Genomic DNA, 12345 nt, shown 5'->3' on the forward strand with positions numbered 1-12345 from the left:
TGTATCTTTGCAGCTATTATGAGCAAATCAACCGACGAACTTTTTAAAAATGTTATATCACACGCCAAAGAATATGGCTTTGTTTTCCCTTCAAGTGAGATTTATGATGGCCTGAGCGCTGTTTATGATTACGGGCAGTTTGGCGCCGAATTAAAAAACAACATCAAAACTTACTGGTGGAAAAGCATGGTGCAAATGCATGATAACATTGTGGGTATTGATTCGGCCATATTTATGCACCCCAAAATATGGAAAGCCAGCGGGCACGTTGATGGTTTCAGCGACCCGATGATCGATAATAAAGATTCAAAAAAACGTTACCGCGCCGATCAGTTGCTGGAAGATAAGATTGAGCGCTACGACAAGGATGGCAAAACTGACAAAGCCGAACAGCTACAGCATGATATGGACGAGGCCCTAAAAAATGAAGACCTGCCACGTTTAAAAGAACTGATCATTGAGCACGAAATTGCCTGCCCGGTAAGCGGTACCCGTAACTGGACCGATGTTCGCCAGTTTAACCTGATGTTCAGTACCCAGATGGGTGCTGTTGCCGATGATGCCGATCAGATTTACCTGCGCCCGGAAACTGCTCAGGGTATATTTGTAAACTACCTGAACGTACAAAAATCGGGCAGGATGAAGATCCCTTTTGGTATAGCTCAAATTGGTAAGGCTTTCCGTAACGAAGTGATAGCCCGTCAGTTCATTATCCGCATGCGCGAATTTGAGCAAATGGAAATGCAATACTTTGTACGCCCCGGCACTCAAAAAGAATGGTTTAACCAGTGGAAAGAAACCCGCCTCAAATGGCACCTGGCCCTGGGCACTGATGCTGCCAAATACCGCTATCATGAACATGCAAAATTGGCTTTTTACGCTGATGCGGCTTTTGATATCGAGTTTCAATTTCCATTTGGCTTTAAAGAAGTGGAAGGTATCCATAGCCGTACCAATTACGACTTAAGCCAGCATGAAAAATTCTCAGGTAAAAAACTACAGTATTTTGATCCGGAGGTTGATCCGGAAACAGGTAAGCCATACGGCAACTACGTGCCTTATGTAATTGAAACCTCTATTGGTTTAGACCGGATGTTCCTGTTAACCATGATCAACGCCTATGAGGAAGAGGATCTGAGCACCGAAGAAAAACAGGATAGCCGCACCGTATTGCACCTGCACCCATGCCTGGCCCCGGTTAAAGCCGCTATTTTCCCGCTGACCAAGAAAGATGGCCTGCCGGAGAAAGCCCGTGAGATCATGGATAAACTGAAGATCGACTTCAATATACAGTACGAGGAGAAAGATGCTATCGGCAAACGCTATCGCCGCCAGGATGCTATTGGTACTCCTTTCTGTATCACGGTTGATCATCAGACACTGGAAGATAATACCGTAACCATCCGCCACCGCGACAGCATGCAACAGGAACGCGTTCCTGCCGACCAACTCGACAAGATCATCGGCGACCTGGTTAGCTGGAGAAATTTATTGAAATAAGATATTATCCAATAAAATAACAAAGAAAGCCCGCTTATAAAGCGGGCTTTGTTCGTTATTAGCTCAACGGTAATCAAACTTCTTGTTTATTTAATAACTGTATATTCATTAACACACTTCGTAATGTTTATTAATATACATATTAATATAATATACCCTCAACTATTAAAGGGTTAAACTATCATATAACCACTTTATTATCAATATATTTCAACTCAAAGGAGTACGTTTTTACCTTTCCATATTTCTAATGGCACAGCAATTGTTAATAAGTTCTTATTAAAATTTACTTAAAGTTAAAAACTTAAAAAACAGCACTATGAAAAAGTTTACATTATTAGCCGTATTGGCATTTATCGGCTTCAGCTTCACAGCAAGCGCACAAATACAGAAAGGTAACGTTTTAATGGGTGGCGATATCGGCAACTTTTCTCTGGGTTTAAACGGCGCTAAAAATTTCAGCATGGATCTTACCCCCAAAGCAGCATGGTTTATTAAAGACAACGTAGCATTGGGTGCTTATGGTAAATTAGGCATAGTAACCGCCAAGGGTGCCGGTACCGATGTTACCTATGGTGTAGGTGCATTAGGGCGCTACTATACCGGATCTGATGTGGAGGTGTTAAAACATGGCCGTTTCTTTGGTGAAGCTACTGTTGGTTTAGGCGGACACAATCCAAGCGGTCCGGGTGGTTCAACCAATGGTCTGGATTTTAGCTTTGGCCCTGGTTTTGCCTATTTTATTACCCCAAGCATTGGCTTAGAAACCTTACTGAAATATAATGGTACTGCCGGTTTTGGTAGCTTAGGTTATCAAAACAAACTGACTTTAGATTTTGGTTTCCAGATCTACTTGCCAGGTCAAAGTACCTTGAACAAGGTTAAAAGAGATGTAAGATAAGGTTCAAAACATCCCAAATAAAAAAAGCCAGGCAAATTCGCCTGGCTTTTTTTATTTGGGATGATATTTAGTGACTTACCGGGTTATCACCTTTATTTAAGGTACCGTTGATATATAATACCTGGTTCACCTTTTTAGGATCGCCCTGGTAAACCCAAACAATGTTATTGATATACTTGCGGAAAGCATCGCTCACTTCTTCCAGTGTCAGCTTTTTAACATCGTCAACCATGGTTAATGATCTTTTCCAGTTATTAAACAGCACTTCGTTAGAAGCCATAGAAAATGCCTGTGCGCTGTTGGTTTCATTTTTATAATAGAAACCTGTTAAATAAGTCACTTTCATATTAGCAACTTCTTCGCTTTTAAAACCTTCTGTTTTTATTTTATCAACCAGTTTATCAAATACGGCAATATATTTATCGGGCTGGGTTGTTGATACCGAGAATCTGGCTGTAGATGTTTGCCCAACGCTAAACCAGGCCTGCGGCGCGTATGATAAACCATTGTTGGTACGCACATCTAAAAAATGACGATTAGCAAATATCCTCATGGCTACGTTAAAGGCATCAAAATCAGGAGCACCGGGTTGTGGACCGCTGGTAATACCTTCTACATAGTTGGTAGCCAGTTCGCGTGATTCGGCGTTGAATGAGTTTTTATATACGCGGAAAAATGATTTCTTAAACTCAAACGGAGCACCTTGCTTGATACCATTAAGCATACCTTTCACTTTTGCCTCAATAACTGCCTTATCCAAATCAGCTACAACCACGATAACCAGGCGCGACCGGGTTAATATGGATTGATAATAGGCCTTGGTTTCTTCGGGAGTTAATTTAGATACGATATCTACGGTACCATTAGGATCTTTTGCATAATCGCGATTAGCAAATGCCGTTTTATTTGCCAATTGATCAATCGCGTGGTCTGGCTGCGAATCAGCTTGCTTAATATTATTGATCGCATCCTGTTTAATGCGTGCAAACTCTTTAGCATCAAAACGTGGTTGCGTTAAAGCTTCAACATACAAAGGCCAAACTATATCAAAATCGCTCTTGATACAATTCATACGCATGGTAGCGTAGTTTTTGTTGCTGCTACCATCAACCGTAGCGCTCACTTTATCCAACTGATCTTTAAAAGCGTTTTTATCGTGTTTAATGGTTCCACATTCGGTTAGTGCGGCCATAGCCATGGCTTCAATACCCATTTTATCGGTCTTGTAGTTTTGTACGCCACCTTTTATAATAGTTTGTATCTCTACAATATCGTTGCCGCTTGGCTGCACAATTACCTTTACACCATCAACTGTGGTTTCGTAAGCTTTATTTTGTGCCTGTACCGTTTTTATATTTCCTATCGCCGCTGCAATCAGCAGGGTGAACACATATTTCTTCATCATGATAAGATTTTAATTTACTTAGCTACAAAAAATGAAGCTACATTTTGTTGTTTACTTAACTCTGGTGCTATAATAATGCCTGCTGCATATGGCTTACCTGTTATATAGGTGCTTACATATTTTTGTATATCGGCACGGCTCACTTTCTGGTAATTACTGTCCAGATCGGTATAATAATCAAGCGAGGTACTGCACCACTGATAGCTCATCTGGCTTGCCAATGTAGACGGTTTCTCTTTGCGGTGAACGCTGTTTCTTAATAAAATAGCTTTGGCATCATTTAACTGCTCGTCGGTAAAATAATCAGACTTCACAAACTGGTTAACCTGGTTAAGCAATTCATCATAACATTCCTTTAATTTACCGGGATTGGGAACCACAAAAATATCAATTGGCCCCACAAAACGACTGGTAGTATATCCCAAAGAAGCAGAACTGGCTAAACCTTTATCAATCAGCGATTGTTGAAATTTGGACGAGTTTAATCCAACAATGGTCGAAAATACATCAGCGGCAACGGTTGAAGCAGAATCGATTAAGTAAGCCGGGCCTTGCCATGAAAGCTGCATATATGGTGTTTGCGCAATAGTGGTTTCTTTGATAAAATACTCGCTCTTGGTTAAAGGCTTGAATGGCGGAATAGGATATTTTTCATGCGGATTAAAGCCACTGCTGGCCCAATCGCCAAATATGCTTTCGGCCAGGGCAAATGCGGCTTCATGCTTTACATCACCACAAATGGTCACCAGGCTATTATTCGGAAAATAATATTTGTCTTTGATCACCATCATCTTCTCTGGTGTGGCAGTATTGATCACTTCATGTATCCCGATAGGGTTTTTACGGGTGATAAGATCGCCCCAAAGCTTTTGCTGGATACCATACCAAAGCTGGAAGCCCGGATCGCTCTCGGCACGCTGAAATTCGCCGTCAACAACAGGGCGTTCCTTTTTCATATCTTCTTCGCGGTATATCGGGAAGCGGATAGCCGCGTTCATGAATTTTAAACCTGCTTTAAGGCTATCGCGGTCAAACGTAAAGAAGTAATTAACCCGTTCCACATCCGTAGTACCATTCCAGATGGCGCCCAGCTCCTGTGTACGTTTTAAAAAAGCTTCCTGGTTTGGATAATCTTTATTGGCCTTAAAAAACATGTGCTCAAAAAGGTGCGATAAACCGCTGAATTCAGGACCTTCGGTATAGGCCCCGTTTTTTACAGCAATTTCAATGGTAGCCAGCGGCACCTTACTGTTTTCAATAACTACTACTTCCAGGCCGTTCGGAAGCTTTTTCCAGAAATAACCTTCCGGCAATCGGGGTTGCGCAATCGCGCAGCAAACGCTAAAAACCCCAGCAACACTTAGTGCTAAAATTTTGGTAAAGTTTCGGGTCATATACTATAATATTTTATACCTATAAATATATTTAGTATATTCCATAAAAAGTAAGGGTTAACAATATTTTACTCCTACTTTTAACTATGTGTTTAGTTTTGGTGGCTTTCGCATATCTACCCCACAATTACCGGCTTTACAAGGCAAGTCTTAAATACCCGACTTGATGCTATTGTATGCCAAGCCCAGATCGTCAATAGAGTATTGGGTAAGGACGCTATCTTTAAGTGTACAATAATCGCCCCGCTGGGTTACAATGAGTTTTTCTACCCCATCTTTATTGTCGCGTACAGGTATAGTTTTCGATACAGCGGTCCCTGTATGATCAAATTCAATAATATATACCTCTTTTTGGGGGTCATTGATTTCTGTAAAGGGAACAATCAGCGTATGATTACTATCGTCGATGAACTTTCCCAGGATGTTTTTGCCTTGTATCTCATTAGGATCTAGCTCCAGCAGATGCTTGGCATCCTGTGCAGATAAGCCCTTGATATTTAAGCGCACAATGGTGCCGTCAGCATCTTTCAGGGTATCCTGCATGGTAGTTACAGAGGCATTGGGATATTTGGCGATGGCATAATAGTTATCAGGTCCCGTATTTTTATCATTGTGGCCGGGCAGCATGTAGCAAAGTTGCAAATTGCTCAATGCCGAACTATCCGCTTTAATTTTGGCGGCAATATTGAGCAGATCGGCCTGACTTAAGCGCGCGCCGATGTTAACAGTAAGTTTACTGGCGGTATCACTTTTAATTACTCTTGATATGGTATAATGTGGTACATCTCTCTTTTTACAGCCAAAAGCGGCCAGCACGATTATTAAACAAAGCAGGGTATTTTTCATAAGGGGCAAAGTTAACCGTTGATTTTTGTGATTGCGTTGATTAGGCTGATTTTTCTTTTATTATGAACCTTGATTTATAGGATTATGAGATTTTCATGATTTCTTTTTTCCATTATCCTTGCTCTATAAGTCCTTTTATCCCATTAAATAATTCCATGCAGGGCTCCGCCTTTTTCGCCCATTTTATCAACCAGTTTTTCAACTTCGGGATCTTTTTCGAGCACAGGGGCATGATGGGGTTTGATACGGGCATCGATAATGAGCGGACCTGTACAGCCCCAATGCTTATGCTCAGTAAAACTACCTACACCATAAATATCATGCGAAGGGTTACTACGGGTAAAAGTTACCCAAACAAAATTATTTACGTTTTCGGCTGCAAAGGCGGCATCGTCACAAAGTACAATCAACGGGAGACCATCCAGTTCTTCTTCCTCTTCTTTTAGCCTGTACTCAATAATGCTGATAATATTATCAATATCCTGGTGATTTACATGTTTGGGTACTTCTACCATCAATACACCCGGTATAGCCATTTTATAATTGTTGACTGGCCTTGGCAGGTCGAACCATGACGGCAGTTCGGTCCACAATTCACGCTTGATATCCCCTGCTACGGTGATGGCTACTTTACTTCCGGAGTTTAATCCACTACCGCTATAATCCAATGTATCAATAGTGGTACGGGTATAAAAATGCAGATCGCGCGTTAGGTCGATCCGTTGCAGGATATGATTTAAAAACGCCTTGATATTATTTACGTCCAAAGCAGGATTATCTTCCTTTGCGGCAATCAGCAGGTATTTGGCTAAACTCAGCTGGCTTTTACCCAGTATATGATTGGCAATGGTTAATATTTCCTGTGGCTTGCGCTCTTTGATATAAGGCGTATAACGTTCACTGCCGATAGCAAACAGCAATGGGTGTACTCCAGCCGCATCAACGGCGTTAACCGCATGCAGACCCGGTATTTCCTTGGGAATAGCTGCACCACTAATCTCGTGGATCAAAGCCCCAAAACTGGTATCTTCCTGCGGCGGGCGACCAACAACTGTGAACGACCATACCGCATCTTTACGATGATATACATTGTGCACTTTGAGCAAGGGGAACGGATGTACCAGGCTGTAATAACCCAGGTGATCGCCAAAAGGGCCTTCGGGTTTATTATCATGAGGCATTACGGTTCCGGTGATCACAAAATCGGCATCAGAAGAAATACAAAACCCCTCATCATCATAAAAATAACGGAAACGGCGATTGCCCAGCGCACCGGCAAAGGTCATCTCTGACAATCCTTCGGGCAGCGGCATTACAGCAGCTACGGGGTGCGATGGCGGGCCGCCTATAAATATGCTTACTTTTAAGGGCAGTCCCTTGGCATTTGCCTTGGTTTGATGCACGCCTATACCCCGGTGAATCTGGTAATGCAAGCCTATTTCCTCATTCAGAATATATTCGTTACCAGCCAGTTGTATGCGGTACATACCCAGGTTGGCATTCATAATGCCAGGTTTATCGGGATCTTCGGTATATACCTGTGGCATGGTTACAAAGGGACCACCATCCATAGGCCAGTTCACTATCTGCGGGATGTCGCTTATTTTGCAGCGACCAAAATTAACGGGAGCTCCGGCGCGTTTTTTCATCGGCAGGGCCGATAAAGCCGTAAGCGCCACGTTGGTATATTGAAAAGGATGTTTAATGGCCTTTAAAGGATCATTCTTGAGCTCAACCAGGGTTTTGATCTTATCCAGCGTATCTCTGAATATAAATTTAGAGCGCTCCAGCGTACCGAATAAATTAGATACTGCCGGAAACTTGCTGCCTTTCACTTTTTCAAACAATATAGCCGGCCCCTCGTTTTCGAATACCCGCAAGTGAATAGCTGCCATCTGCAAATAAGGATCAACTTCCTCCTTAATTCGCACCAGGTGACCGTTTTTTTCGAGATCGGCAATGCAGGCTTGTAAACTTTTGTAACCCATGCCACGAAAGTAGTAAATTTAGTTATTGAGACATTTAGTATTGAAGTCATTTTTACTTCCAGGGCATGTATTTAATGATCAGGACATTAAGTGTTTGGTTATTTTATCTGTAGATCATATAGACATTTTTAATACATAATCTCTTTCTGATTCAACGACTTAAATGATCAAATTTTGCTACTTTCGCAGTTCAAGTTGACTGCAAATGATGTCGGTAATTGTATTAACGCTTATCCTTTTTATCGGCTCGTATTTTGCGGGTTTATTAGGGTCATTAACCGGTTTGGGTGGTGGTTTTGTTATTATACCACTGCTTACGCTGGTGTTGCATGTAGATATCCATTATGCCATTGGCGCCTCGCTGGTATCGGTAATTGCCACATCATCCGGTTCGGCAGCAGCTTATGTGAAAGAGGGTATTACCAACATCAGGCTGGGCATGTTCCTGGAAATTGCCACTACAGCCGGAGCCATGGTTGGCGCTCTGATAGCCGTTTATATCCCAACTAATTTTATCGCAATTCTGTTCGGTATTATCCTGATCACATCAGCCATCATGTCGTTACGCAAAAAGGCTGAGCAGATTAATCAGGAAAAAAACTTACTGGCCGAAAAATTAAAGCTCAACAGCAGCTTCCCTACAGCTAACGGACCTGTAAATTATAGCGTAAAAAACGTAGGTGGCGGCTTTTTCATGATGCTTTTTGCCGGTGTGATATCAGGCTTACTGGGCATAGGCTCAGGGGCATTAAAAGTATTGGCGATGGATACCATTATGCGTATCCCCTTTAAAGTATCAACCACTACCAGTAATTTTATGATAGGCGTAACAGCCGCCGCAAGCGCTGTTGTTTATTTACAGCGCGGTTATATTGACCCGGGCTTATCTATGCCTGTGGCAATTGGTGTATTACTAGGTGCTTTAAGCGGTTCAAAAATACTGGTGCATACCAACTCGTCGGGCTGGTTACGCTGGGTGTTTGCTGTGGTGGTAACCTTTTTGGCATCACAAATGATATATAACGGATTCATGGGGAAAATATAGTTTAGGTCATTGATAATTGTTTATAAATCATCAATGTAAATGACTTACTGACACCAATGACTTAATGACCAAAAGATAATGAACAAAACCTTTAGAGATACCGACATGCAGGCCGTTATCGGCTGGATATTACGCCTTGGTGTATTGCTGTCTATGAGTATTATTTTTATAGGGGGTATTATATACCTTTACAGGCATGGACAGGTTACTGCCGACTACCACACGTTTAAGGGCGTCCCGGATTTTGTGCATAATACTCGGGGGATACTCAACGGTATCATCACTTTCAGGGGACGGGCTATTATACAAGCAGGTATTATTTTACTTATTGCTACACCTATTATAAGAGTAATATTTTCGGCTATTGGTTTCATACTTGAAAAGGATTACCTATATATTGGCATCACCATATTGGTTTTACTCATCATTATGGCCAGTATGCTTAGCGGCCATGCCGGCTAAACATTTAAACAATAATTAAATATTTAAAACTTTTTTCTGCCAATACATATTATAATATATATGCAACGGCATGTAGTTAAATCAGCAGCATTAAATAGCCTTGGTTACGATCCTTCGGCTAAAATTTTAGAAGTAGAACTTAGGAATAGTGGCGGTATATGGCAATACTTTGGCTTCCCTGTTACCGCTTACCAGAAATTTATCAATTCCGATTCCCTTGGCAATTACTTTGCCACTAAAATTAAAGGCAAATATCCTGAGTTACGCGTCAGGTAACGGTTAGTTACTACCGGTACGCCGTTGTTCGTCGGCATTACCCGTATTATGCTTACTGGCCGACTTAACGGATGTTTTACCAAAACGGTAGGTAAAATTGATCATCACCCTGCGGGTTTCTCTTTTATCAATACCTGTAAAATCAACATTCTGATAATCTACATGATACCGATACCTATCACTGTTAAAAATATCAATAACGCTTAATTTTAGGTTACCGCGTTTATTAAATACCTGCTTACCAATGCCCGCATTAACCGTATAACTTTGTTTAAGCTCATTGACCCCATATAAGGTTGGCGATTCATACTTTCCGGATATCTCGGCGGTTACCGTGTTGCTCAGTGTAAAATTTTGTGTAGAATTAAAAATAATATCCTGCATGCCCCGGTTAAAATTACCAAATATGGCATAAGAAGTATAACGCTGATAAGAGGCATCCAGGTTAAAACTGGCGTTCCACCAGCTGTTAAATTGAACCGGGGCATAAAATGTGGCCCCATAAACAAATATCCTCCCAAAATTCCGTCGTATGGTTACATTAACTTTTGATGAGTCATTTTGCTCATATACCGGAAAATCATAGGCATCGTTAGTAACATTATAATACAGAGTGGTTATAAAAGTGCTATTGTAGGTGTGTGATAGTTGTATAGAATTGGTATACTCCGGTTTTAAATTAGGGTTACCCGAATTATAGTCGTACAAATCTGTATAGTATAAAAACGGATTAATATCCTGGTAATCGGGCCGGTGAATACCCCGGTTATAGCTCAGGTTCAACACATTTTTCTTATCCACCTCGTAACTGAGCTGAACCTGCGGAAAAAGGTTAAAATAGTTATTCTTGTTACTTAGCAGAGTAGATTGATCAACCCCTACCGAACTGCCGGTGGTATTCGTTTTTTCGGCCCTCAGCCCTGCTGTAATATTAAACTGACCAATCTTATTTACATAATTCAAATAAGCTGCGCTTACAATTTCGGTGTATATAAAGCGGTTGGTATAATCAGGATCGGCCCGATAGGTATTATTTACCAAAGGACCAAATATCAAATTATTATTACTTTGGATGTGATTATATTTCACACCGGCTTCCAGCCGTGAGGTTTTAGAAAGAGGATTCACATAATCTACCTTTGATGTCCATATGTGGATATTTGACGGAGAGAGATTTTCCAATTGCAGCGAATCCCGGTATTTTACACCAGCCGGAGTATAAAAATTATTGGTTATATACTCGTTCGAGTGGCGGTGATAGATTGAATAATTCACATCAGCCGACAGATTTTTGCCGCTTTTATCCAGTATGCCGTTATAATTGATATTATAATTTAAAAGACTGCTCCCCCTATCTAATGTTGATTTGGCAATGATTACTGAGTCGAGCCGGTTTTGGTTGGATATATTCAAGTTATTATTTTTCAAAAAATCATCTTCCCGCACCACTCCGGTTACCAGTACACCTATGGTTTGTTTGGGTGATATGGCATAATCGGCCCCAAGCTTAAAATTGTGATTGTATGTTTTTTGGATGTTGTTATAATCAACATCATAATTACTTAAAACATCCTTATAAATAATATTCCTGTTAGTGTTAATGTATCTATTAGTCTTATTATCATCAAATGTATAATTACCGAAAATATTGAGCTTGGCAGTGCGGTTGTTAAAGGTGATACCCGCCCTGCTTTTGTAATATTTACCGTATCCCCCACCCAGGGTAACTGAGCCGTTGGAGCCCACATTAGTGCCCTTTTTTGAAATGATATTGATGATTCCCCCTCCTGAGGCATCATATTTTGCCGATGCGCTGGTAATCATCTCAATCTGGTCAATAGTACTGCTTTGCATGCTGCGCAACAGGTTTACCAGATCGTCGCCGGTTAGGTTAGTGGGTTTGCCATCAATAGTGATCAAAGCAGGCTGCCTACCGCTGATCATCAGGGTTTCGTTGGTACTATTTACGTGTACCCCAGGCGATTGCCGGAGTATATCATAAGCCGAGTTGCCTTCGGCGGTTAAGCTATTCTGTACGTTAAGTACTATTTTCCCGGGCTTTACCTCAATATATGGTTTTTTAGCAACCACCTTAACTTCTTGCAACTGGTTGCTTACCCGCTTTAGAACTATATTTCCGGCTACTACCGTTTGCCCTTCTAAAATTTGATATGGATTTGAATAAATTTTATTACAGCCTATGCTGGTGGCTAAAAGCCGATATGCACCGGGGGCGATATTGCCAAACTCAAACTTACCGGCCGCATCTACCAGCCCCGACCGTACCACCGAGGAGTCGGCAGCTTTTAACAAAACGATGGTGGCAGCCTCGGCCGCCTCATTGTTTTCCATCAGAACTTTGCCCTGTATTGCCGAAAGTTTTGTTTGCGCGAAAGAAAAAAAACACACCCCGACTAAAAATGTCGAGAATAAGCCCCCAAATAAAACCTTCATTAATAAGTAGTGTAGAAATTTTCTATATTCCGGATTTGATATTGTACCGCAATATAGTAACAATATATTAAACC

General features: G+C 41.3%; 10 protein-coding genes. 5 read left to right on the top strand and 5 right to left on the bottom strand.

The features are described from left to right. The first annotated feature begins 18 nt into the window (after positions 1-18). Both G7092_RS13665 and G7092_RS13670 read left to right on the top strand, forming a co-directional pair. Complete coding sequence (locus G7092_RS13665) at positions 19-1500, top strand: glycine--tRNA ligase (RefSeq protein ID WP_166090186.1); 1482 nt, start codon at positions 19-21, stop codon at positions 1498-1500. A gap of 319 nt (positions 1501-1819) precedes the next feature. Further along, the gene (locus tag G7092_RS13670) at positions 1820-2401 is read left to right on the top strand and encodes a hypothetical protein (protein ID WP_166090189.1); all 582 of its coding nucleotides are present in this window, start codon (positions 1820-1822) and stop codon (positions 2399-2401) included. 67 nt (positions 2402-2468) lie between these two features. Here the strand turns inward: G7092_RS13670 and G7092_RS13675 are convergent, their stop codons facing one another. From G7092_RS13675 to G7092_RS13690, 4 genes are all read right to left on the bottom strand, one after another. Then, a complete protein-coding gene (locus G7092_RS13675) occupies positions 2469-3806 on the bottom strand; it encodes a M16 family metallopeptidase (RefSeq protein WP_166090191.1) in 1338 nt (445 codons plus the stop codon). 14 nt (positions 3807-3820) lie between these two features. Then, on the bottom strand, positions 3821-5200 hold the full coding sequence (locus tag G7092_RS13680) for a M16 family metallopeptidase (RefSeq protein WP_166090193.1): 1380 nt from the start codon (positions 5198-5200) through the stop codon (positions 3821-3823). A gap of 150 nt (positions 5201-5350) precedes the next feature. Then, on the bottom strand, positions 5351-6046 hold the full coding sequence (locus G7092_RS13685) for a hypothetical protein (protein ID WP_166090195.1): 696 nt from the start codon (positions 6044-6046) through the stop codon (positions 5351-5353). Positions 6047-6189: 143 nt separating this feature from the next. Continuing rightward, positions 6190-8034, bottom strand: a complete 1845-nt coding sequence (locus G7092_RS13690; RefSeq protein ID WP_166090197.1) for a UbiD family decarboxylase — start codon at positions 8032-8034, stop codon at positions 6190-6192. Between the two features lie 208 nt (positions 8035-8242). On the opposite strand from G7092_RS13690, the gene G7092_RS13695 reads away from it, so the two are divergent. The 3 genes from G7092_RS13695 (at position 8243) to G7092_RS13705 (ending at position 9817) form a co-directional block, all read left to right on the top strand. Further along, positions 8243-9079, top strand: a complete 837-nt coding sequence (locus tag G7092_RS13695; protein ID WP_166091006.1) for a sulfite exporter TauE/SafE family protein — start codon at positions 8243-8245, stop codon at positions 9077-9079. A gap of 78 nt (positions 9080-9157) precedes the next feature. After that, the gene (locus G7092_RS13700; RefSeq protein ID WP_166090199.1) at positions 9158-9541 is read left to right on the top strand and encodes a DUF1634 domain-containing protein; all 384 of its coding nucleotides are present in this window, start codon (positions 9158-9160) and stop codon (positions 9539-9541) included. A 60-nt stretch (positions 9542-9601) separates the two neighbouring features. After that, positions 9602-9817: a KTSC domain-containing protein gene (locus tag G7092_RS13705; protein ID WP_166090202.1), complete on the top strand. Its 216-nt coding sequence runs from the start codon at positions 9602-9604 to the stop codon at positions 9815-9817. 3 nt (positions 9818-9820) lie between these two features. Here the strand turns inward: G7092_RS13705 and G7092_RS13710 are convergent, their stop codons facing one another. Further along, positions 9821-12271: an outer membrane beta-barrel family protein gene (locus tag G7092_RS13710; protein ID WP_166090204.1), complete on the bottom strand. Its 2451-nt coding sequence runs from the start codon at positions 12269-12271 to the stop codon at positions 9821-9823. Positions 12272-12345: the final 74 nt, after the last annotated feature.

The sequence above is a fragment of the Mucilaginibacter inviolabilis genome (assembly GCF_011089895.1).
In the GTDB taxonomy this organism is placed as follows: Bacteria; Bacteroidota; Bacteroidia; order Sphingobacteriales; family Sphingobacteriaceae; genus Mucilaginibacter; species Mucilaginibacter inviolabilis.

Excerpts from the sequence above, each read along its gene's own strand:
- G7092_RS13665 (WP_166090186.1), top strand. The coding sequence starts at position 19 with ATGAGCAAATCAACCGACGAACTTTTTAAAAATGTTATATCACACGCC.
- G7092_RS13670 (WP_166090189.1), top strand. The coding sequence starts at position 1,820 with ATGAAAAAGTTTACATTATTAGCCGTATTGGCATTTATCGGCTTCAGC.
- G7092_RS13675 (WP_166090191.1), bottom strand. The coding sequence starts at position 3,806 with ATGATGAAGAAATATGTGTTCACCCTGCTGATTGCAGCGGCGATAGGA.
- G7092_RS13680 (WP_166090193.1), bottom strand. The coding sequence starts at position 5,200 with ATGACCCGAAACTTTACCAAAATTTTAGCACTAAGTGTTGCTGGGGTT.
- G7092_RS13685 (WP_166090195.1), bottom strand. The coding sequence starts at position 6,046 with ATGAAAAATACCCTGCTTTGTTTAATAATCGTGCTGGCCGCTTTTGGC.
- G7092_RS13690 (WP_166090197.1), bottom strand. The coding sequence starts at position 8,034 with ATGGGTTACAAAAGTTTACAAGCCTGCATTGCCGATCTCGAAAAAAAC.
- G7092_RS13695 (WP_166091006.1), top strand. The coding sequence starts at position 8,243 with ATGTCGGTAATTGTATTAACGCTTATCCTTTTTATCGGCTCGTATTTT.
- G7092_RS13700 (WP_166090199.1), top strand. The coding sequence starts at position 9,158 with ATGAACAAAACCTTTAGAGATACCGACATGCAGGCCGTTATCGGCTGG.
- G7092_RS13705 (WP_166090202.1), top strand. The coding sequence starts at position 9,602 with ATGCAACGGCATGTAGTTAAATCAGCAGCATTAAATAGCCTTGGTTAC.
- G7092_RS13710 (WP_166090204.1), bottom strand. The coding sequence starts at position 12,271 with ATGAAGGTTTTATTTGGGGGCTTATTCTCGACATTTTTAGTCGGGGTG.